This is a genomic window from Flavobacterium hydrocarbonoxydans, from assembly GCF_009789235.1.
Taxonomy (GTDB): domain Bacteria; phylum Bacteroidota; class Bacteroidia; order Flavobacteriales; family Flavobacteriaceae; genus Flavobacterium; species Flavobacterium hydrocarbonoxydans.
The window spans coordinates 101,403-123,397 of sequence record NZ_WSTB01000011.1; the positions used below are offsets into that span (position 1 = coordinate 101,403).

The following is a 21,995-nucleotide window of genomic DNA, read 5'->3' on the forward strand; positions in this document are numbered from 1 at the left end:
AAGATAAAAATACACTATGATAGAATTTTTCAAGCATTTATTACACGAATTCGAATTACCTCTTAGCAACCCAGTATTGATTTTCTCATTGATACTTTTCATTATTCTCTTGTCCCCAATTTTACTAAAGAAAATCAATATTCCAGGCATTATTGGTTTAATTATTTCCGGTGTTGTAATTGGTCCTCACGGATTGAATATTCTGGAAAAAAACTCAGCAGTCGATTTATTTTCTACCATCGGCTTACTTTACATCATGTTTATTGCAGGTCTGGAATTGGATATGAATGAGTTTAAAGCCAACCGAAATAAAAGTTTATTGTTTGGATTTTTTACTTTCATTTTACCGCTTACCATTGGTTTTCCAGTATGTTATTATTTATTACAATACGATTTTAATGCCAGTTTTTTAACCGCAAGTATGTTTGCTACACACACTTTGGTAGCGTATCCAATTGTGAGTAAACTAGGAATTGCTAAAAATCAGGCGGTGGCCATAACAGTAGGAGGAACGATTCTTACCGATACAGCCGTTTTGATCATTCTGGCCGTTATTATGGGAAGTAATCAGGGAAATCTAAATCAGGCTTTTTGGATTAAACTGACGGTTTCTCTAGCTATTTTTTCAGCGATTATGTTTCTTTTGATTCCGAGAATAGCCAAATGGTTTTTCAAGAAATTAGAAAGTGAGAAACACGCGCATTATATTTTTGTGCTTTCGGTGGTTTTCTTCGCCGCCTTTTTGGCCGAAGTAGCAGGAGTAGAACCCATTATTGGAGCGTTCGTTGCAGGTTTGGCATTAAATCCTTTAATTCCGCATTCATCAGCTTTAATGAACAGAATTGAGTTTATCGGAAACTCTTTGTTCATTCCGTTTTTCCTGATTTCTGTTGGAATGCTGGTTGATTTGAAAGTAGTTTTGAGCGGTACTACCGCTTTGATAGTTGCCGGAACTTTGAGTGTTGTGGCTATTTTCGGAAAATGGTTTGCTGCTTTTATTACGCAAATTGTTTTTAAATACAGTAAAACCGAAAGACAGCTTATTTTTGGTTTAAGCAGTTCGCATGCCGCTGCAACCCTGGCTATTATTTTGGTTGGATTTAAAGCTAAAATATTAGATGAAAACATTTTAAACGGAACGATTATTCTAATTTTGATTACCTGTATTGTGGCTTCGTTTGTAACTGAAAAAGCCGCTAAAAAGATTGCGATTTGCGAAGAAGAAGTGTCATTGAGCGATGCAGATAAAGAAGATATTTTAGACGAACATATTTTGATTCCGTTAGCGAAAACCTCTTCAACCGAAAGTTTATTAGATTTTGCTTTTTTAATTAAAGAAAAAAAATCATCTAATCCAGTGACTTTATTGACGGTTGTACCCAATAATGATGCAGCTGAAATTAATATTAGAAAATATCGAAAAGCACTGGATAAATTCATCATTCAGGGCTCAGCTTCCGAAATAAAAATCAATACAATCGCCAGAATTGACCACAATCCTGCGAGCGGAATCGCAAGAACGGCCAAAGAAATCATGTCGGATATTGTGATTATTGGATGGCCAAGAAAAACAGGTTTCTTAGATAAAATCTTTGGAGAAAATGTAGATTCGATCATTAATAACGTCGATAAAAGTTTGTTTATCTGCCGATTCGAAAAAACATTTATCGAAGAAAAAAGATTAGTTTTTATCTGTCCGCCATTTTCGGAAAGAGGAATTGGTTTTCATGTTTTGATGCAAAAAATGGCAAGATTGTCACAAGAATTAAGTATTCCGATTGTGATTTATGCCGAATATAAAACACATCAGGCGATTCAGCAAATCGCAAACAATTTGAAAGTAAATGCAAAATTAGGTTTCAAAAGCATCCTGGATTGGGAAGATTTTGATGCCATTTCAGACGAAATTAAACCAACCGATTTGATTGTTTTCAATTTATCCAGAAAAGGTTCCATTTCGTATCAGTCTATATTTGATAAACTGCCTCAAAAATTTGAAAAATCTTTTGCTACTAACAATCTTATTTTGGTTTATCCACAAGACGACAACAAAGTGACTTCTATGGATGCTTACGAAGATTTTACGGCAACACCGCTTACCAAAGGTATTGAAGCTATTGAGCAAATTGGTAGAGGTTTAGGGAATATTTTGAAGAAGGGGTAAAAAATATTACTTTAAAAAGTAGTTTATAAATAGCAAGATGACAGAACATTTAGAAGAGATTGTTAAAAAATACAGTTTTCCAAAAAGAGCTATAAATGCTTCAGTTGAAATTGCAGAAATTGAATCTTATTCAAAGTTAAAACTTCCCAAAGACTATGTTTTTTTTCTCGAAAACTATTTCGGTATTGATCAATTTATTGGTTTTGAATTTATAAAACTTTGGAATTTAGAGGAAATTATTGAATTCAATAAAAATTATAATATCATTGAACAATTACCTCATACTATTGGAATTGGATCAAATGGAAGCGGAGAATTCATCGGAATTAAATTCGACCAAGATGAAAATATCAAAATAATACTTTCTCCTTTTATTGATTTAGATAGTAAATATAATATTGAAATCGGGACATCTTTTACAGATTTTCTTGTCCGTCTTGACAATGGAATTGATTGGTTCCCTTGATTTTAAATCAAAATTTTTAATTCTATAAAATGAAAAACAAAGCAAAATCAATAAGACCCTTCATAGGTTCCAAAAATTTCGAAATCTCCAGAAGTTTCTATCGGGATTTAGGTTTTCAAGAAACGGTTTTAGCACCTAATTTGTCTGTTTTTAAAACCAATGAAATTGCCTTTTATCTGCAGGATGCTTACGTGAAAGACTGGATAGATAATACTATGATTTTTGTAGAAGTGGAGGACGCGAAACGTTATTATGATGAATTGCAGGAGCTGAATCTTTTTGCTAAATATGAAAATGTAAAACTTATTCCGGTACGTGAACTCGATTGGGGAAGCGAATGTTTCCTGCACGATCCATCAGGGATTTTGTGGCATTTTGGAACTTTTAAATGATTTACCTCAAATGAAAGTCACATAAATCGATTGTTTTTGTTTCTCTCTGATACCAATCATTATAAACCAATTCCAGTTTCTCAACATCAAATTTTCCAAAATCATAATCACGATATTCTTCCATAATTTCAATTAATTTCTTCGAATTTTGTAGTTTTTCCTGAAATCGCATTACAGTTGAATGTGCTGCTGAAATACTATATCGGCTATCAATACTTTGCTTTAAATCGGAGTTTTTAAAATTTTCACGAAGGGTATTTCGCAAATTATTCAGCGTTTCATCAGGTAGAAAACCCTGAATCATAATAGCTGAAGGAGAAGCAGTAACGCCGCGAAATTCGATTTTTATTTTACCTAAATCCGTTAAACTTTGATTAATAACCGTAATATAATCTTCGACATTAATTTGATCCAAAGTAAATCCTTCATAACACGAAATAATACCCAATACCGTAATATGAATATCAGAATCTGGATAATAATATTGGGAAGATTCCACTTTTTTCAATTCGTTTAAAAAAGCCTGAATTTCAGCTTTAATTTTTTGGTCTGGGCGAATAATTAATGTTAGTCCAAAACGATTATCCTGTCTGTTTTTGATTTCTAAATCTAAGGCGTATTCTTCGGCTAAAATTAATTTAGCAGCATTGTGATAGAGTTGATTGTAATGTTCAGCGAGATTCATTTATTTCTTTTTCGCTTTAGCTAAATTTTCTTCCACTCTAAATTTTACAATTCGGGTAATCAATTCCAATGGCATGGGTTTGTCCAGAGGAAATTGTACCGAACCTTTTCCTGATTTATATTGTGAAAGTGCTTCCTTGAAAGCTTCGTGGCCACTTGGCAAAGCATAAAGTCCAATATGATTTTTGAAGGCGGCAAAATAAACTACGATTCCGTTTTGCTCAAAAGCAGGCATCGAATAACTAATTTTTTCTTTGGCATCCGGTGCAGCGTTTTGAATCGTAAACCGAATTTCTTCTAAAATTTCCTGAACATCATTAGGGAACATTCCTATGTATGCATCAATATTGGCGGGTTTTTTTGTTTCCATGTTTTTTTTGTTTCAGGTTTCAGGTTTCAAGTTTGCTTCGCCAACTCGGCTAAAGCCTCGTGTCAGGTTCCGTAGAGAACTTGAAACAACTTTTTTAAGCTAGTCCTTTCGGGAATCTGTCTAAAACTAGATTCAACTGGATTTGATGTTCCAGATATGCTTTGGCTCCAGCCAAAACCAATGTAAAACCTTCGGTTGAATTTCTGACTTCCTCGATTATTTTGTCAATGTCACCTTTTAAGCCAGAATTGGTGATGCTCACAAAAGTCTCATTTTCGCTTAAAGAAGTAAAAATCCATTCGACAATTGTTTCTTCGCCCGTATTTCCCCATTCGATGACAATCTTTTTATTTTCCTCTAAAACTTTAGTAAAAACAGAAAGTGAAAAACCATACATTTCCCAGGTCCATTCGGTCGTTTTTCCAGGTTCTAATAATCCGGAACCTTTTGTAAACCAAAATTTAGACGTGATTTCAGGATTTACAAATGCCTGAAAAACTTCCGAAACAGGTTTTCTAATTAGCATTTCTGCTTTTGCAAAATTGTTTTCTGTTGTCATAAATTTAGATTTTAAATGTTCTAAAAATTACTTAGCACTCTTAAACGGAATGTTATTATAAATCACAATCTGAAATTGATTTCGTCCTGTTTTTTCCTGAATCTGACGCATAAATCCTGCTTCGACTCTAAAATTTTTATTGATAACATATCCTAAAGCGCCATATAAACGATCTCTGTCAAACGTAGGCGATTCTGCATTAAGAAAAATTTCATTGTATGCCGATAAATAGAAGGCTTTGTCTTCCATTTTGGGCTTATTAATAGGAACATTCAAAGCCAAAAAGTAACGAAAACGTACCTGAAAATCGTTTTCTAAAAAGCGTTCTTCAACACGGTAACGATGCTGCAGATAAATTCTGCCAAAGTTTTGTCGCGTTATAAATTGCTGGTAAATTCGATGCTCATGATTGGCTAATTTGTTATCTGTACCCGGAATATAGTTTTCAGAATTAATAAAGCCATAACCCAGCAAAATATTATTGTTGTTCTCAGTCAGATTGTAGCCAATACCAGTTCTTAATAACAATTGCTGCATATCGCCTGCAAAGTTGTAATTACGGTATTGCACTTCGTTGTGCCAATTCCATTTTTTGTTAATGGCTTGATTTCCAAAATAAATAAACCAGTTTCCCGTGTCTGAATCTTGGGCGTGTGCGAAATTTAAACTTAAAAAGAAAGTAAAGGCGAGTAGTAATTGTTTCATTTTATAATACTTTGTAGCTTCGGATAAAATTGTTTTTTTTGAAGTGCCAATTTAAGAAAGAATTATTAGAATTTGTGTTAAAAGTAAAGCTTAGAACTTTTTAGACTTTATCTTTATCAATCCATTTTCCAACACTCGGCGGGACATAATTTTTCATTTTATCAAGTAAATCTTCGATGTCATCGCTTACCAAAAGCATTTTTTGATTGGCTTCTTTCAATAAACCTTTATCCGTCATAGTTTGAATCATTTCTATGAGAGGATCATAAAAACCATTGATGTTCAGGATCGCAATTGGTTTTTTATGTAAACCCAATTGTGCCCAGGTCAGCATTTCAAAAAGTTCTTCGAATGTGCCAAAACCACCCGGAAGCGCAATAACACCATCACACAATTCGTTCATTTTGGTTTTTCTTTCGTGCATACTTTCTACCAAAATCAATTCGGTTAAGCCCTGATGAGCGATTTCTTTCGACCTTAAAAAATCAGGAAGCACTCCAATTGCTTTTCCACCTTCACTTAAAATTCCATCAGCAACAGCGCCCATCAATCCTACATTTGCACCACCATAAACGAGTTCGATATTTTGTTGTGCCAATGTTTTTCCGAGTGCAATAGCTTGTGATTGATAAATAGCTTCGGTTCCAAAACTGGATCCGCAAAAAACTGTTATTCTTTTCATTTTATTGTTTTTTAATTCATATTCAAAATGCAGTATTCCATCATTAGGCGGAAAAAGCATTTCGTTTATTTTTACTGCGCCTAATTTTAAAACTGCTTTTTGAGAACGGATGTTTTCTGCTCCAATATGAAATAGTATCGAATCTACATTTTGAAAAGCATAATCTATCAGTAATTTTTTTGATGATTTATTGAATGTTCCTCCCCAATATTTTCGGGCAATAAAAGTAAAACCAATTGCAACTTTTGATTTTTCGTTATCATAATCATAGAATCGGGTAGTGCCCATTACTTCATCAGTTTTTTTATCTAAAATCAAAAAAGCACCTTTAGCATTTATAGCTCCATCAAAAAAAGCTTTAAAAACTTCTATTTTGTAACGATCTTTTATTGGATGTTGCTCCCAGATCAAAGGATCAGAAGCTACTTTATAAAGTTCCTCAAAATGATTTTCCTGCAACGGAATCAATTTGGTTATTTCATCTTCTAATACTTCAGGCTGCAGATTAAAATTTGTTGTCATCTTTTATCAAATTAGAGTTCGTTATATTGTTTTATTTTAACACAGGAAACATTCGGAATTTTAATTTCCCTACCTGTTTTTTTTAATAATCCTGTTACTGGATTTCGTTTGAAAACGACAACATTTCCTGTAATTACGTTGGTGGCAATCAGAAATTTTCCGCTTTCATCGATTGCAAAAATTCTGGGATGTTTCCCTAAAGTAGATTGGTATCCAATGTTTTTTAAGGTCCCGTCATTTTCAATTGAAAAAATAGCAATATTATTTTCGTTTCCGCGGTTAGAGGCATACAAAAATTTTCCGTCTGGCGAAATATGAATATCCGAACTTTCAAAACCTTCTTTGATGGTGTCTGGGTGTGTATAGATTTTTTGAATGGTTTTCAAATTTCCATTATCGTATTCATAAACACTTATCGCTCCGGCCATTTCTTCGATGCAATAGCCGAATTTTTTATTTGGATGAAAGATAAAATGCCGCGGACCACTTTCTAAATTAGTTTTTACAAAAGGTGTTTGTGCTTCTTGCAGAGGCATTTTTGAATTTTCATTAAATAGATAACTTCTTATTTTATCGGCTCCTAAATCCGGTAAAAATAAATAATCAAAGTCCGGTGAAAATATCGTAGAGTGAATATGTGAACGTGTTTGGCGCTCTTTGTTTAGACTTCCGTCTGTGTATTGAAAATTTTGCGCAATCGAATCGATTTTTCCGTTTTCTAAAAGTGGATAGACTGAAACGCTGCCTTCGGTATAATTGCCATTTACCAGCCATTTTCCGTTTTTGTGAACCGAAACATAAACGGGGTTTTCACCACCGCTTTTTTGCTTGTTTAAAAAAGTTAAGGTTTTATTTTTTGAATTAAATTCGAAACTGCTCACGCTTCCTCCGTTGGGAGTTTTACTTTCAGTACAGGCATAAACAAATTTTCCGTTAGGAGAAACGGTCAAATAGGAGGGATTAATCAGATTTTTAGCAGCCGTTATCTTAGTTAGTTTTCCGTTTAAAGGATCTAATTGGTACACAAAAAGCGATTCAGCCGATTTATCTTTATTATATGAACCTAAAAACACATAGGTTTTTTGGGCATATAAATGGATTGCAAAAAGGAACAGTAGGAGGGTAAGTAGTGATTTCAAGGATAGGTTTTTAGTACATTAAATGTTTTTTTGCGTTATTTCTCCATCCTGCACGGCTTGAAAATTCAACAAAAAATATTTTTAAATCAGCTTGGCTTTCTGTGTCTACAAAAAAAATCTTTTTGTCGGCTCGGCTTTCAAATTCTTCAAAAAACCACTTGCCGTCGTTTTTACCTGCCTGGCTGGAATTATCAACTTTAAAAACCTTCAGGTCAGCCCGGGTTTCAAATTCAACCACAAAAACTTTCACTTGAGCACGGGAACTAAATTCTGTCGAAAAAACTTTTTGCGAAAAACTTTCATTTACCAATAATGTAAAAAGTAAAATAATTAATGCTTTCATATTCTTTATTTAAGTTTTAGTCTAAAACCATAAACGGTCATTTGTCCCTGAGGAAAATCCAAATCTTCAGATCTTTCAAAACCTAAAGCATCATACATTTTCCAGGCGTTTTTCATCGCCAATGTCGAATGAATAATCATTTGGTTTAAGTTACTTTCGGTAGCTTTCTTAATACATTCTGTCGATAGCAAATAGCCAATTCCTTTTCCTCTGGCGTTGTTTGAAACAGCCAATAATCTAAAACCAGCTGTGTTTTGTTCCAAAGTTGCGATTCCGCCAGAACCATAATTTGTCATATCATCAAAATAAACAACAGCTCCCACAATGGTTTCGTCTTCAATAGCAACCAAAAGTTCCGAGCTGGTTTGAATTGTAAATTCACCAACATTTTCTAGCATTTTGTAATAAGAAGGCATTTCGTTTTCTTTTGGAAAACCATCCAGTTGCGAATAAACGTCGATTAATAATTTCCCTATTTCTGAAAATTCTGACGGATTGGCCTTTCTAATAAGGTATGCTGAGCTATTCATTTCTTCTTTTTGAACACGCAATTTACGGATTTCTTTTTTTTGCTTTTAAATTTTAAAAATAAAAAAGCCAGACTTGGTTTTTAATTCAGGTCTGGCTTAATCGCGGTTTTTTGGTTCTTTTATTTTTAGTCTTATTTGTTGAAAATAGGCAATAAATCTTTACGATTATTAGTGGCTAAATCTAGTACATCAAAACGTTTTATAGTGGTATATGAACCCATATCGGAATCACTATTGATCAATATTGCACCTAACAAAATCACGTATTTGCAATTGTAAGTAGTCTTTTCTACCAATTCATTAATGCGTTCATCAATTGCCTCATAAATTACTTCGGTTGCTTCGTGCAAATTGTTTTCTGATGAAAGGATTCTTTCTTTTTGTTTGAATAAAATTTGTTCAATAATATTCATCTGATGATCTATTTCGGTAATATTACCTTCGATGATTTGATTGTTTTGTAATTTGCCCAGAGCGCCTTTTGCAGCACCGCAACAGCCCGAATTTTTGGTTTGACCAAAACGATGAATTTCGCCAATAACACCTTCTTTCGAGATTCCGATATGTGGTCCGTAATAAATATAAACGGCTCCTTCGTCAGGAACATGGCTGGCAAAAGCACCCATTCCGGTAAGCCCGGTAAACGGAAAACCATCTAAACCTCCTAATTTAAATGGGCCTAAAAACTCATGCGCTCTTGCAGGGTATTGGATGCTGTTTACATCATCGCTGCAAATACTGTCAGCAACCATGATTTGGCCTGGCTCCAGATCAAGATCGTCTTCTACATAATCAATTAAGGTATTGACACAATCTATAGTGGTAATGGCATGTGGATACCATTTTCTGATGATGGCTAGTTTTTCTCTTTTTTTCATTAGTAATAATGTTTATAAAATAATATTATTCTTTGGCTGAAGCGCAGGAGGCAGGTCGGTTTCGCCCAACATCTCTCTTAAATCAATTTCTATCGTACGGCTCATTTGCGAAATAGGAACGTCATTGGAACTTCCTTCAAATGGGTTTTCGGTACTTTCTCCAACCTGTTCTAATGAAGTGTAAACCCAGGAAATTAGTACACTAAACGGAATCACCAGCCACACCATATTTCCGTTCATTAATCCTTCGATACCTTCGTTTAGTTTGTCAAATTCTTTCAGCATTCCAAAAGGCAGCATCAAACCAAAAAGTTTTATAAAAAAAGAATTGATGGTGGCAAATTGTCTGGGATAAGGAAAGTTTTTTATGCGCTCGCTTTTTCCCTGTTGGTCAAAAAAATCACGTACCATTTTTTCTAGTTCAACAAACTGATAACTATCAATTTCTTTATTATTGAAAAGTTCTTTTAAGGTTTTCGATTGCAAACTCATTAATTGAGCGGCTCTGTTTTTGGTAGATAAAATGTATTTTAATTCTTCAGCACTTAGATATTTTGCTAATTCTTCTTCAAGCGGTGTTTCTTTTTCAGGAATAGTATAAAATTTCTGATATTCGATAAAAGATTTGCTTTTATCCTCCCATGCCCGAGCATCACGCATTTGATAGCGTAAAGCAGTCAACCACGCAAAATGACGATAAACCAGTTCTTTTGTTTTTTCTGGATTATTGATAAAGTCACGGCTCATTGTTCCCCATGAACGGCTAGAGTTTAAAATGGCTCCCCAAATCTGGCGGGCTTCCCAGGTACGATTATACGTTTGTGTATTTTTAAAACCGACGACAAATGCTGTTGCAGTTCCTAAAAGCGCAACCACTGTCCACGGAATTGCAATCCATTTTAGCTCTAAAACCTGGTATAAAACTGTTGGAACAATTCCGATGATTAGTGCCATATAAATATTACGGCGTGTCCAGACTAAAAATTCGGGAAGTTTGTATGAGGTACCTGAATGCATAATTAATTGTTATTTGTTTTTGATGAAAATTTGCAGAATACAATTCTTCTTATAAGCTTAGAACTTATGTAGGTAAAATGATATTTTTTTGAAAATTTTGAATAGAATCCGAAGTAAAATAGTTGCATAACTTTTACTTAAAAGGGTGGTATTGTAAGTAACAATGAAGTGCAGGGAAAATTATAACAAAACTAGTATTCTTAACTTCATTAGGATCAGAATACTAGTTAAAGCTAGTTTAGTCCAAACCCAGAATTTTTTTATTGAATTCAGAATCCGAATTGGTTTCTGCAAAATCATCAAAGGCTTTTTCGGTCACTCTGATAATGTGTTTTTTTATAAAATCGACACCTTCTTTTGCACCATCTTCGGGATGTTTAAGGCAGCATTCCCATTCCATGACAGCCCAGCCCTTATAATCATATTGAGTCAATTTGCTAAAAATGGTTTTAAAATCAATCTGACCATCACCAGGACTTCTGTATCTTCCGGCACGATTAATCCAACTCTGATATCCGCCAAAAGTTCCCTGTTTTCCGGTTGCGTTAAATTCGGCATCTTTTACATGAAAGGCTTTAATTCGTTCATGATAAAAATCGATATATTGTTTGTAATCCAGTTGCTGTAGTACAAAGTGGGAGGGATCGTATAAAAGACAGGCACGCTCATGATTGTTTACTTTCTCCAGAAACATTTCGTAAGTGATACCATCAAATAAATCTTCGCCGGGATGTATTTCATAACAAATATCAACACCGCATTCGTCAAAGTAATTTAGAATAGGCAGCCATCTTTTGGCCAGTTCCGTAAAGCCGTCTTCAACCAATCCTGCCGGACGTTGCGGCCACGGATGAAAAGTGTGCCATAATAAAGAGCCGCTAAAGGTTGCATGAGCATTTAAACCTAAATTTTGCGAAGCTTTTGCGCCATATTTTAATTGCTGAACCGCCCATTTTGTTCTTTCGGAATAATTTCCCTGAACGCTTTTGGGTGCAAAACCATCAAACATCGTATTATAAGCAGGATTTACTGCTACCAATTGTCCTTGCAGGTGGGTGCTGAGTTCCGTAATCTCTAAGCCACAGCTGTTAACTAATCCTTTAATTTCATCTGCATAGGTTTTACTTTCGGCGGCTTTTTGCAAATCGATAAAACGATCGGTCCATGTAGGAACCTGAACACCGGTATAACCAAGGTTTTTCGCCCAGTTACAAATGTTTTCGAGTGTATTAAAAGGAGCTTCATCTCCCATAAACTGCGCTAAAAAAATACCAGGACCTTTTATTGTTTGCATAATTTAGATTTTAAAATCGAACCATTTTTGATTACTTTCAGAGGAGGCGACTATATTCTCAATAAAGGCCATTCCCCTTATTCCTTCTTTGATGCCCGGAAAATCGAGCCATTCTTTTTCAGGATTTTGATTGTTTATTTTAGCATCCAGCGTTAAAGCAAAATTGCGGTACAAATTTGCAAAAGCTTCTAAATAGCCTTCGGGATGACCTGCCGGAATTCGGGTATTGTGTGACGCAAAAGTACCATTGCCAGCGCCTCCGGTTCTGTAAATTTCGTTGGGTTTGTCGAGCCATTTTACCAATAATGAATTTGCGTCATCCTGTTTCCATTCGATACCGCCTTTTTCGCCGTAAACTCTTATACGGATATAGTTTTCTTCACCAGCAGCAATTTGCGTAGCGGTTAAAACTCCGGTTGCATCATTATTGAATTTTAGAAAAGCCGCTCCATCATCATCCAGCATTCTGCCTTCGACTACGGTGTTTAGGGTCGAACAGATTTGTGTTACTTCTAATCCTGTTATATATTCAGCAAGATTAAAAGCATGAGTACCAATGTCACCCATACAACCTGCTTTTCCGCTTTTTTCAGGATTGGTTCGCCAGCTTGCCTGTGTTTGTCCGGTATTTTCTAAAAAAGTACTCAGCCAGCCCTGAGTATATTCAGCATATATCTTTCTGATTTTACCTAAAGTATGGTTTGCAAGTAATTCTTTGGCTTGTTTAATCATTGGGTAGCCAGTGTAGGTGTGGCATAACATTAAATTTAACCCCGTTGTTTTTAACTTTTCTTCTATTTTTTTAGCTTCATCAAGGGTCAAAGTAATGGGTTTCTCCAATACAACATTAAAACCTTTATCAAGTGCCATCATTGCAGGTTCAAAATGGGCAAAATTAGGGGTAACGATACTCACAAAATCGATTCTTTTGTCAGCAGGCATTGCTGCTTCTTTTTCGAGCATTGATTTATAATCCGGATAAATTCTTTCTTCGTCCAGGAATAAGGTTTTTCCAGACTCAAGTCCTTTTTCAGGATTACTGCTAAAAGAACCTGCTACAAGTTCAATCAGTCCGTCCATGTTTAAGGCTAATCGGTGTACTGCACCTATGAAAGCATCTTTTCCGCCACCAATCATAGCCATTCGTAGTTTTCTTTGCATGTTATACGATATGTTTAGGATTTAAATTTAAGAAAAAAGAATTGTTTTTCCTTCCTGTGAAGCTTTTTTTGCTGCTTCAAGAATCTCAACTACGGTAACATTCACAGCTAATCCGTATTGATCGTATTTGTCTAATGTTAAGTTTCCGGAAATCACTTCGGCCATGACTGAAAATGGGTCTGTAAAAGGTTCAGGTCTTGGTTCCAGTTCGAATGAAATTTCAGGTAAAGATTCTTCTAAGCGTTCTCTAATGTGTGTCGGGTTTACGGCTATCACATATCCTTTTGTACCATAAACTTCCATATCTTTTCGGTTAAAAGGCCAGTTCCAGGAACCCTGAATAACACATTGCATTTTTGGATATTGCAAAATGATGGTGGCTTCATCTTCTACTTTAGAATAAATTTCAGGTTTGTTTTGATGTAAAACAGCCGTAACACTAAGCGGTTTTTCTCCTTTTAAAAGCCAGGTCATTAAATTGGCACCATAACATCCAAAATCAATTAATGCACCGCCTCCGTTTAAAACAGGATCGGTGATAAAGTCGAAAAATTCATCGCTCACACCAATTTCTTTCGGGCCTTTATTGCCATCATTGACCATTATCTTACGGATAGTTCCCAGTTTTTCTCCATCAACTAAATCTTTGATATATTGATTGCTGGCGTACCAGGAAGTTTCAAAGTTAGTTAGAACCTCAATGTTGTGTTTATTGGCCAAATCCTGAATTTCGACCGCATCTTTATAATTGGTAGCCAAAGGTTTTTCGACCATTACATGAATATTCTTAGGTGCACAGGCTCTCACGATTTCAACATGCGCTTTTATAGATCCAAAGGCAAAAACGGCTTGAGGCTTTACTTCTTCCAGCATTTGATTTAAATCAGTGTAGAAGATTTTGGGGTCTAAATTGTATTTTTTGATGAATTGATGCTGTAACGAAAGGTCTTTTTCGTAAATACCAATAATCTCTATGTCGGTTTTATGGGGACGTTCAAAAATCCACCAAATGTGTCCATGACTGAGTTCAGCTATGGCCACTTTGATAGGTTTTGAATCTGTTTTTTGTGAAGAAGTTGTAGTGTTCTGAAACATTTTTTTACAATTTAGAATAAGTTTTACCGCTGTTACATTTTCCTTTACGGTGGTAAATAAAGGAAATGGTAATTAATTAGACTAAATTGTTTTTGTATTTCTACGGGTGCAAATATAAGTAAAAACTTAAGTTTTGAAAGTACTGATTTATACTTTTATTTAGTAATTTTTAATTGTAAGAAATCACCATCAATTATAAGTAGTTTTACACCCTCTTTTGAAACGGAACGATGTGAACTTAAATCATCCGAAACTATATAAGTCATGCCTTTTTTTAATACAAAAGCTTCGCCAGTTTCGAGTTCGCTTATCACTTCGCCTTCCAGGCAATGTACAATATGTCCTTTCTGACACCAGTGATCCGCGAGATAACCCGCCGAATATTCTACTATTCTGGTTCGGAGTCCTTCGTGCTGAACCGTTTGCCAAAATGCAGTTCCTGTTTCTCCTTTATGTTCTGTTTTAGGAATAGTATCCCAGTCAATTGTCTGAAACGGTATGTTGCTCATGTCTTTTTACTTTATTTCTTTCCACCATTCTTTAAATTCCTGATTATCTTTTTTTAGATAAACCAATTCACCAATCAGGGGAGTTACTAATGGTATTGGATTTTTCTCTTTTTTATTCAGTTCTGCTACTCTTTTTAAAGGTTCATCCCAGGAGTGATTAGCCAATGCAAACTTAGAGGAATGCACAGGCAATAAACGTTTTGCCTTCAGATCTTTTGCAGCCTGAATAACATCTTCGGGAAGGTTATGAATGTATTTCCATTTGATATCATACTGGCCGTTATCGATGATTGCCATATCAAAAGGACCGAATTGATTGCCAATGTCAGCAAAATGGGTGTCGTAACCACTATCTCCGCCCAAATACATTTGATAATCCGGTGTTTGTAAAACATACGACGTCCATAATGTGTTGCAACGTTTGAATCCTCTTCCGGAAAAATGTCTTGCAGGCGTTGTAAACAGTGTTATCTGGTCGTCAAGTTCTATTTTTTCAAACCAGTCCTTTTCGATTATACTATTTGTATTAAAACCCCAATGTTCAAAATGGGAACCAACACCCAAAGGACAAATTATCTGTTTGGTTTTTGGTTTTAATTGCAGAATTGTTTTATAATCCAGGTGGTCGTAATGATCGTGGGTAAGGAGTAAATAATCGATTTGAGGGAGATCTTCAACGGTATAAATGTCTGCTCCGTTAAAGGACTTTGTAGTTCCGGCAACAGGAGACGCATTTCCGCTAAAGACAGGATCTACCAAAATACGTTTGCCTACTATCTGAATAAAATAAGAAGAATGTCCAAACCACACTAAAACTGTTTCTTCAACAGGAAGTTCATGCAAGTTGGTTTTGACAGACGGAATAGTACTTGTGGGTTTTTTACGCTCAGTTTTTTTAAAAATAAATTCAGAGAGTACTTCAAAATAGCCGTAGCCTTCTGTTAATTCAGGAGTAAAATTCTGGTTTTCGAATCTTCCGTTTTTATATTGCGGCGATTTTTGCATCAGCAGCAGTCTTTCGCCGGCAGGTGCTTTTCCAAACCTTGGATGTTGCAAAAAAAGATAAAGAGCGGCTGCTAAAAAAGCAATAATACCAAGTGTAATGATCATATATAAGATTAATTTGTAGTATATTTTTTGAGAAGATATGCAACAGAAGCCGACACCATTGTCTTTAGGACTTCAACATCGATGTCTGTTATTTTTTTGATGTAAATGCAGCCTTTACCTGTTTTATGTTTTCCTAATTTTGTCAAAAGTGCTTCTTTATCTTCAAAAGAAGGATAGAGATAAAGTGAGATTGCTGCTTTTCTGGGCGAAAACCCCACAAGAGGAGCGTCGCCTTCGTGACCACTATCATATTTATAATGATAACTGCCAAAACCTATAATGCTGGATCCCCACATTTTAGGTTCAAAACCCGTTTGCTGCTGCATCAGTTTAATCAATTCAAAAGCATCGCTGCGCTTTGTCGTGTCTTCGATTGTATTGACAAAGTGGGTTACACTGTTTTCGGTTTCTGTAGTTTTATTGGCCATGATAACTGCTTTTATTGTATTATCTTCAGACTATTATTTGATAAGTATTACTTTTTCGTCATTTTTTCGAAGGTTGATATTTTAGTAAAAGGCTTCGTAAAAAAGTCCATCAAAATCATATTGAAAAGATCCGGCTTTTCATACGAACCAAAGTGAGTTGCTCCGGGCATTACAAAGAGGTTTGCATTTTCTATATTATCAAATATTTTGATGGTGTGCTCTAACCTGATCGCATCACGGTCCCCTGACATTAAGAGTACCGGGCATTTTATTTTCTTCAGATCTTTTTCGGTAATGTTGGGCTGATAGGCTAAAAGGTTGTATAATTTTATTGTTTTGGGGTCTTTGGTTACCTTAACGGTATCCATTACCATTTTGTCTAATTCGTCATAAATGGCTTTTTTACCCGGAAAAATATTAGCACCAAAGGCCGCTAGCTTCGATACCTTTTGAGGATATTTACTGGCGAGTATCAATCCGAGGATTCCACCATCGCTTTGCCCCCAAACATAAGCACTATCAATTTTTATAGAGTCCATTAGTACTTTAATGTCATCTGCCATTTGTACATACGTCAGTTCCGGATTGTTATCATCAACAGATTTTCCGTGTGCACGGCTGTCTATCGCAATTACCTGAAAGTTTTTTTTGAAATATTCGATTCTGTTTCTGTGTGAGCGTATTGATCCGCCATTGCCATGAAGCAATAACAACGGTTTGCCGCTGCCATAGGTTTCGTAATAAAGCTGTATTCCGTTGATGCTTTTGAAATTTCCGGCTTCTTTGTTATCTCCGTATTTGATGGTGCTGGCTTCCTGTGCAATTGCAGCACTAATGGTTAAACAGAAGAATAGAATACTAAGTACTTTTGAGGTTTTTTGATTCATTGGGTTTGATTATTAAGTATAATGATATAAGACGAACGTAATACAGAAATGTTACCTGTTACGGTCGGCTATATTGCTTTTTAGGAGGTTGTTTTTTATTTTTATTTCATTTATATAAAACAATTCGTGGTTAGTAAACATTTGGTTTTCCAGAATAATCAAACTCATATCGCCTTCAGGAAAGTAGAGGTTTACTGTTGAGAAGCCGTCTCCCAGTCCTGTATGCCCCAGATACATTTCTGATTCTTTTTCGATAATTCTTATGCCATATCCGTAGCCTTCTTTTTGTTTTCCGAAGAAATTATGCTGGGATGTTGTATTGTATTTCAGCATTAAAGCATAGGTTTCCGGTTTTAAAATCTTTCCTTTATGAAGGTTGTCGTTCCAAATGGCTAAGTCTCCTGCTGTCGATACAACACCATCTGCACCTAAGGTTTCGTTTGTAATCTGTGAGTTCTGCACTCGCTCGAATACATTATTATCATTGATATATCCTGAAACTACATTTTGAACTTTATCTCTGGAATAACAATAGGTTTTTTTCATATTCAGTTTTAAGAATAAGGCATTAGCTACTTCGTCGTATTTTTTCCTGGTTGAAAATTCTACAATCTTACCTAACAGACTAAAACTAAGATTCCCGTATTTAAAGTCGGTTCCGGGTTTAAAGATGAGGGGTTTTTCCAAAGCAATGATTCCGTGTGTATGGTTCATTAACTGATGAACGGTAACCGAGTCTGCCCATGTTTGGGTAAGCTCAGGCAAATATTTTTTGATAGGAGCCTGTAAGCTAATGCGGCCCAGTTCTACTTCTTTCAGAATCAAAACTGCGGCAATTTGTTTGCTGTTTGACATGATTTCGAACTGACTATCGACTTGTATTGGGGTTTTGGTTTCAAAATTAGCATAACCATTTGCTTTGCTGTAAACGGTTTTTCCGTTTTTTGAAATCAGTACAACACCATTAAAAGTAGGTTTCGAAAGGGATACGATACTATCTATTACAGGGTAGGAATCTTTTTTTTGTGCTGTTACTATACTATTGGATACCAAAAAAAGAATAGAAAAGAGGGCAGATAATTTTAAAGTTGCGTTCATTAGTATTGGGGAGTTTTTTGTAGTTTATGGTTTTTTGTTTATGGTTTTTTGTTTGTAGTTTTTTGTTTTGGGTATAAAACATTAATTGCTTTATTAGAACATTCCGTTTTCGTTGATGCTTTCCTGCGGTATGGGTTGTCCTAAATCCCAGAGCTCGATTATTTTTTCTTCTTTAAATTTAAAGAGGTGTACAACAGCAGCACCCAGATCGGTTTCGTTTTGCTGTACGTGCGAATGTACCGCTACCAAATCGTTATCTTCCAGGATATGATGAATGGTGAAAATCTTGTCTGGATTTTTTTCTGCCGATTCTTCCATGGCTTTGATGAGGGTTTCGCCATCGCCTTTAAAGTACACATTATGATGTTTAAAGCTGTCTCCTGCATATAATATAAAGGCTTGTCTTGAAGCTCCTCTGGCAGCTCTTTGCAAAAAGTCCTGCGTTATTTCTTTCTTTGTCATGGTGTACCCAATTTATATTCAGCAAACTAAGTTAAGGAAAAGAGATGAATAGGAGAATCGAAATTAAAATAATTAAACCCATTGACTGAAATTATTTTTCATGACTGTCTGCTAAGCGGACTAATTAAAAAATAGGCCACAGATGACACTGATTGAACAGATATTAACGGGTTTTTCATAGCTCTTTGTAAATCACTAGGAGCGTTAATCTGTTAAAATCAGTTTAATCTGTGTGCCATTCTCAATGGTTGGTATAAGAAACGGATAATCATATTATTTTTAACACATTCAAAAAACATAGCTTGTTGAACTCAAAAAAGGCGTTTCTTTTTATTTACTTTTTCAAAATCATAAAATGGATGTTTGTGTTTAAGTAAATTTTTATTCATTATACTCAACGAGTACGATACTTATTCTTTTTAAATCTTCTTTTTACATTGAAGTTTCTCAAATGCAGAGGCTTCTTTATGAAAAGCGCTACCGGGTTTTTTAAAGGAAATACCTTCTTTCTACAAACATATTGGCAGTTTTATAAAGGCAGCAGCTCGTTTCAGGAAACACTTTCCCGGTTATACAGTTGCAGTTCTCTCTTTTTGAAAATACATAGACTGTTTTATACATGCAGACGCTTCATTTATAAAACACGTCGGCAGTTTCATAAACGGAGGAGGTCTAACGCCAAATGTTTTTGCTTGTTTTATAAATGGAGGAGGCCTAACGCCAAATGTTTTCGCTTGTTTTATAAATGGAGGAGGTCTAACGCCAAATGTTTTTGCTTGTTTTATAAATGGAGGAGGTCTAACGCTAAATGTTTTCGCTTGTTTTATAAATGGAGAAGGTCTAACGATAAATGTTTTCAGTTGTTTTATAAATGGAGGAGGTCTAACGCCAAATGTTTTCGCTTGTTTTATAAACGGAGGAGGTCTAACGCTAAAACACATAGCGAGTTTTATAAATGCAGAAGCTTCATTTTGAAAATACACAGCGAGTTTTATAAATGCAGAAGCAAACTATTTAAATGATTCCCCTTGTTTTTGAAAAGATGTAGCAACATATATAAATAATGTAGCTGGTTTTTGAAATGAAGACTTCAAAAATGAAAATGAAGCACTGTGTTATCAAAAGTGGGATAAGAATATCGTAGGTAAGGAGCGTAGTTCTTTAAATTTGGATATGATATTTTAGAATGACGCTCCTTGTTTATGGAATTGTTTTAGGAGTTATTTATTTTTTCTCTTTCATAAAATAAATCCCTCTTACCTGTGCGTATTGCGGACTTGTAAATCCGTAAAGGGCCTGGATGTATTTTTTAACCATAGCCGCTCTGTATATCAAACCAGTGTCTGGTGCATATAAGATTTCGTTTCTTGCGATTCGGGCATTGCTAAGTTCGGTGTAGGTTAGGGTGACATTGGTGTTTTTCTGAATTAAACTTTTTTGAAATGCCAGTATTGTACTGAGTTTAAGATCATTTTCGAAGACATCATAACTAGGTTCTGATTGTAGTAGGGCAATTAAGTTAGCCAAATGCTGCAATTGATGATGGTAGGACTGCTGACTTTTGAATTTTTTAGGTAATCCGGTAACGGGGTCGTTTTTTGTTTTGCCGGACTGTGTTTTTTTACCCAGCATTTTACGTTGTAAAACTATGGCATCGGCTATTTTTTCTGCTGATGCTTCTGTTAGGTAAAAGCAGTTGATGATTCTGTTAAATAAAAGCTCTAATTCTTTATGGGCCTGCTTTCTTTCGTTTATCGCATTCTGATGTGCCGTATTTTTTACGATTACTTCGGCTAACTGCTGTTGTGCTTTTGAAGCCAGAATATGTAATTGTTCCGGCATTAAGTGTGTAGAGGCAGGATTGTAGTGTTCTGCGTATTCTATTACGTATTTTATTAGTTTATGAAAATTTGAAACATTGATTACATGTCCGTATTTTGCCGTTGATGCCATTCTTTATTGATTTACTTTGTGAGTTTATTCTCAAAAATAAATAAAAAATTGTTTCAGTTGTGTTTCTTTTCTTATAAAATAAAATATTTTTGTTTACGGTTTTTAAACTTTCAGCATAAGACGTTAACTTACTTCATGTGCTTCAAACAAAGACTGAAAAAAGGCCTTTGATTTTTTGGTTTCATACTTAAAACCTCCCATTGTCATTGCATAGCCAAAAAACAACATACCAAACGGAATAAGTATGGCAGGATGAAACGGAGCGCCATTGGCTAATGCAACGATTACGGCTACACATGAAATAGCAACAATACCCATCCAGATACACATAAAGACCATAGCAAAAGTGTGCAATTGCATTTTGATTTCTATACGAGTACCACTCAAATCGGGAATTATTTTTCCTTTGATTATGGGTTGAAACGAGTTTCTGTACGAGAGTATTCTTTTAATTTCGAAGTGATTCGTGTCTATCTTTCCTTTATAAGGTTTGCTGTTGTTCGTATTAGTTCTCCACAAATTTTTAGATTCTGGTTCTATAGTATTCGTAAGCAGAACGAGGAGTTCTTCTTTAGTACGTTTTGATTGGTATGTGATGATTTCTATTGGTAATAATTTCATTTGCTGAATTGTTTTTTTAGGGAATGCTTTTGATGTCTTTCTGAATCCAGTTTAATTCGGATTTTAGATTGTTCTTCCTGAAATAATCTGCCAGTTCGAGGAGTCGTTTTTTGTTGTTGTACTGAATACCGGACTGTAGTTTTCTTTGACAGGTGGAGCATAAACGAATCGTGTGCTCATCTGTTTCGGGTACACTGTTGGTTCCGTTCATCACACAGTTGGCCACAATACAATGATGCATTCCAAACATGTGACCTATCTCGTGCGAACTTGTTTTTAGGAGTCTTGTGAGACAAAGATTGAAGTTTTCGGGTGTCTTTTCCTCTTCCTGAAATCGGTACATCGAGGTTACGCCTACTTTGTCGCGGTACGAAGCCAGACCAAAGACAAAATTCCAGCTGGGCTGCGGGTACAAATCTTTTTCTGTCAGTCCCATCAATGCAATCTGTTTGTTAGGTTTGTCTTTTTTCAGGATACTGTCCAGAATATAGCCCGCCAATAATTGTTCGTTGCCATCAGCGCCAATTCGGCGTTTGTTTTCCGGCACCACATCGTTTGAAATGGTTTCTAACGAAATGGTTTCTAACTGAAAGAAAATCTGCAGGTACTCACGAACCAGTTCGACCTGTTTTTTTTGCAGGGTATCAAAAGTACCAATAGGCCTGATATATACAATGTTTGCCTCAGGCGAAGGAACAATGTGTCTGGAGGATTGAAACTGTTCGAAAGTCTGTCCTTTTTCCTTATGCGCATAAAGCCAGTCGCCTGCAACAGGTTCAGCAAGTGCTATATCATTTTTTGCTATCGGATCAAAATAAGGATCTTTTTTTTTACTGGTACAAGACACTAAAATGATAAGAAGTAAAAGGCATTGTTTTTTCATGTAGGTGCCGTTTTATAGTTTAGACTTTAGGATTTTAGTGGCT

General features: G+C 35.4%; 26 protein-coding genes and 1 pseudogene. 3 read left to right on the forward strand and 24 right to left on the reverse strand.

What is annotated here, in order from left to right; all coding sequences use genetic code 11:
- Nucleotides 1-16: 16 nt before the first annotated feature.
- The 3 genes from GON26_RS17625 to GON26_RS17635 are packed head-to-tail and all read left to right on the forward strand — an operon-like array spanning nucleotide 17 to nucleotide 3,022.
- The gene (locus GON26_RS17625; protein ID WP_160376087.1) at nucleotides 17-2,164 is read left to right on the forward strand and encodes a cation:proton antiporter; all 2,148 of its coding nucleotides are present in this window, start codon (nucleotides 17-19) and stop codon (nucleotides 2,162-2,164) included.
- Nucleotides 2,165-2,201: 37 nt separating this feature from the next.
- A complete protein-coding gene (locus GON26_RS17630; protein ID WP_160376088.1) occupies nucleotides 2,202-2,630 on the forward strand; it encodes an SMI1/KNR4 family protein in 429 nt (142 codons plus the stop codon).
- A gap of 29 nt (nucleotides 2,631-2,659) precedes the next feature.
- Nucleotides 2,660-3,022, forward strand: coding sequence for a VOC family protein (locus tag GON26_RS17635; RefSeq protein ID WP_160376089.1), 363 nt, complete (start codon nucleotides 2,660-2,662; stop codon nucleotides 3,020-3,022).
- A 1-nt stretch (nucleotide 3,023) separates the two neighbouring features.
- On the opposite strand, the gene GON26_RS17640 is transcribed toward GON26_RS17635, so the two are convergent.
- The 24 genes and pseudogenes from GON26_RS17640 to GON26_RS17750 form a co-directional block, all read right to left on the reverse strand.
- Nucleotides 3,024-3,707 carry a 2'-5' RNA ligase family protein gene (locus GON26_RS17640; protein ID WP_160376090.1) on the reverse strand — a complete coding sequence of 228 codons (684 nt, stop codon included), beginning with the start codon at nucleotides 3,705-3,707 and terminating at the stop codon, nucleotides 3,024-3,026.
- Nucleotides 3,708-4,076, reverse strand: coding sequence for an iron chaperone (locus GON26_RS17645; RefSeq protein ID WP_160376091.1), 369 nt, complete (start codon nucleotides 4,074-4,076; stop codon nucleotides 3,708-3,710).
- Between the two features lie 94 nt (nucleotides 4,077-4,170).
- The gene (locus tag GON26_RS17650; RefSeq protein ID WP_160376092.1) at nucleotides 4,171-4,635 is read right to left on the reverse strand and encodes an SRPBCC family protein; all 465 of its coding nucleotides are present in this window, start codon (nucleotides 4,633-4,635) and stop codon (nucleotides 4,171-4,173) included.
- 27 nt (nucleotides 4,636-4,662) lie between these two features.
- Entirely contained in the window at nucleotides 4,663-5,340 is a 678-nt protein-coding gene (locus tag GON26_RS17655) for a DUF2490 domain-containing protein (protein ID WP_160376093.1), read from the reverse strand.
- 100 nt (nucleotides 5,341-5,440) lie between these two features.
- On the reverse strand, nucleotides 5,441-6,022 hold the full coding sequence (locus GON26_RS21585; protein ID WP_202110898.1) for an LOG family protein: 582 nt from the start codon (nucleotides 6,020-6,022) through the stop codon (nucleotides 5,441-5,443).
- Between the two features lie 87 nt (nucleotides 6,023-6,109).
- Nucleotides 6,110-6,544: pseudogene (locus tag GON26_RS21590) on the reverse strand (GNAT family N-acetyltransferase); the annotation flags it as partial.
- 11 nt (nucleotides 6,545-6,555) lie between these two features.
- The gene (locus tag GON26_RS17665; protein WP_160376095.1) at nucleotides 6,556-7,683 is read right to left on the reverse strand and encodes a lactonase family protein; all 1,128 of its coding nucleotides are present in this window, start codon (nucleotides 7,681-7,683) and stop codon (nucleotides 6,556-6,558) included.
- Between the two features lie 10 nt (nucleotides 7,684-7,693).
- Complete coding sequence (locus tag GON26_RS17670) at nucleotides 7,694-8,026, reverse strand: DUF6150 family protein (RefSeq protein ID WP_160376096.1); 333 nt, start codon at nucleotides 8,024-8,026, stop codon at nucleotides 7,694-7,696.
- Nucleotides 8,027-8,031: 5 nt separating this feature from the next.
- The gene (locus GON26_RS17675; protein WP_160376097.1) at nucleotides 8,032-8,556 is read right to left on the reverse strand and encodes a GNAT family N-acetyltransferase; all 525 of its coding nucleotides are present in this window, start codon (nucleotides 8,554-8,556) and stop codon (nucleotides 8,032-8,034) included.
- Between the two features lie 131 nt (nucleotides 8,557-8,687).
- The gene (locus tag GON26_RS17680) at nucleotides 8,688-9,434 is read right to left on the reverse strand and encodes a hypothetical protein (protein WP_160376098.1); all 747 of its coding nucleotides are present in this window, start codon (nucleotides 9,432-9,434) and stop codon (nucleotides 8,688-8,690) included.
- A gap of 12 nt (nucleotides 9,435-9,446) precedes the next feature.
- Nucleotides 9,447-10,451, reverse strand: a complete 1,005-nt coding sequence (locus GON26_RS17685; RefSeq protein WP_160376099.1) for a bestrophin family protein — start codon at nucleotides 10,449-10,451, stop codon at nucleotides 9,447-9,449.
- A gap of 238 nt (nucleotides 10,452-10,689) precedes the next feature.
- Nucleotides 10,690-11,745: a sugar phosphate isomerase/epimerase family protein gene (locus tag GON26_RS17690; RefSeq protein WP_160376100.1), complete on the reverse strand. Its 1,056-nt coding sequence runs from the start codon at nucleotides 11,743-11,745 to the stop codon at nucleotides 10,690-10,692.
- A gap of 3 nt (nucleotides 11,746-11,748) precedes the next feature.
- On the reverse strand, nucleotides 11,749-12,906 hold the full coding sequence (locus GON26_RS17695) for a Gfo/Idh/MocA family protein (protein ID WP_160376101.1): 1,158 nt from the start codon (nucleotides 12,904-12,906) through the stop codon (nucleotides 11,749-11,751).
- Between the two features lie 27 nt (nucleotides 12,907-12,933).
- Nucleotides 12,934-14,001, reverse strand: coding sequence for a Gfo/Idh/MocA family protein (locus GON26_RS17700; RefSeq protein ID WP_160376102.1), 1,068 nt, complete (start codon nucleotides 13,999-14,001; stop codon nucleotides 12,934-12,936).
- Between the two features lie 155 nt (nucleotides 14,002-14,156).
- Entirely contained in the window at nucleotides 14,157-14,510 is a 354-nt protein-coding gene (locus tag GON26_RS17705; protein WP_160376103.1) for a DHCW motif cupin fold protein, read from the reverse strand.
- A 6-nt stretch (nucleotides 14,511-14,516) separates the two neighbouring features.
- Nucleotides 14,517-15,620 (reverse strand): MBL fold metallo-hydrolase, encoded by a 1,104-nt coding sequence (locus GON26_RS17710; RefSeq protein WP_160376104.1) that lies wholly within the window; start codon nucleotides 15,618-15,620, stop codon nucleotides 14,517-14,519.
- An 8-nt stretch (nucleotides 15,621-15,628) separates the two neighbouring features.
- Nucleotides 15,629-16,048, reverse strand: a complete 420-nt coding sequence (locus GON26_RS17715) for a DUF1801 domain-containing protein (RefSeq protein WP_202110895.1) — start codon at nucleotides 16,046-16,048, stop codon at nucleotides 15,629-15,631.
- Nucleotides 16,049-16,095: 47 nt separating this feature from the next.
- A complete protein-coding gene (locus GON26_RS17720) occupies nucleotides 16,096-16,935 on the reverse strand; it encodes an alpha/beta fold hydrolase (RefSeq protein WP_160376105.1) in 840 nt (279 codons plus the stop codon).
- 51 nt (nucleotides 16,936-16,986) lie between these two features.
- Nucleotides 16,987-18,033, reverse strand: coding sequence for a serine hydrolase domain-containing protein (locus tag GON26_RS17725; RefSeq protein ID WP_160376106.1), 1,047 nt, complete (start codon nucleotides 18,031-18,033; stop codon nucleotides 16,987-16,989).
- Between the two features lie 93 nt (nucleotides 18,034-18,126).
- The gene (locus GON26_RS17730) at nucleotides 18,127-18,495 is read right to left on the reverse strand and encodes a nuclear transport factor 2 family protein (protein ID WP_160376107.1); all 369 of its coding nucleotides are present in this window, start codon (nucleotides 18,493-18,495) and stop codon (nucleotides 18,127-18,129) included.
- Between the two features lie 569 nt (nucleotides 18,496-19,064).
- Entirely contained in the window at nucleotides 19,065-19,478 is a 414-nt protein-coding gene (locus tag GON26_RS17735; protein ID WP_160376108.1) for a hypothetical protein, read from the reverse strand.
- Nucleotides 19,479-19,719: 241 nt separating this feature from the next.
- The gene (locus tag GON26_RS17740) at nucleotides 19,720-20,448 is read right to left on the reverse strand and encodes a hypothetical protein (RefSeq protein WP_160376109.1); all 729 of its coding nucleotides are present in this window, start codon (nucleotides 20,446-20,448) and stop codon (nucleotides 19,720-19,722) included.
- A 123-nt stretch (nucleotides 20,449-20,571) separates the two neighbouring features.
- On the reverse strand, nucleotides 20,572-21,069 hold the full coding sequence (locus GON26_RS17745) for a hypothetical protein (RefSeq protein WP_160376110.1): 498 nt from the start codon (nucleotides 21,067-21,069) through the stop codon (nucleotides 20,572-20,574).
- Nucleotides 21,070-21,085: 16 nt separating this feature from the next.
- Nucleotides 21,086-21,952: an archaemetzincin gene (locus tag GON26_RS17750; RefSeq protein ID WP_160376111.1), complete on the reverse strand. Its 867-nt coding sequence runs from the start codon at nucleotides 21,950-21,952 to the stop codon at nucleotides 21,086-21,088.
- Between the last annotated feature and the right edge of the window lie 43 nt (nucleotides 21,953-21,995).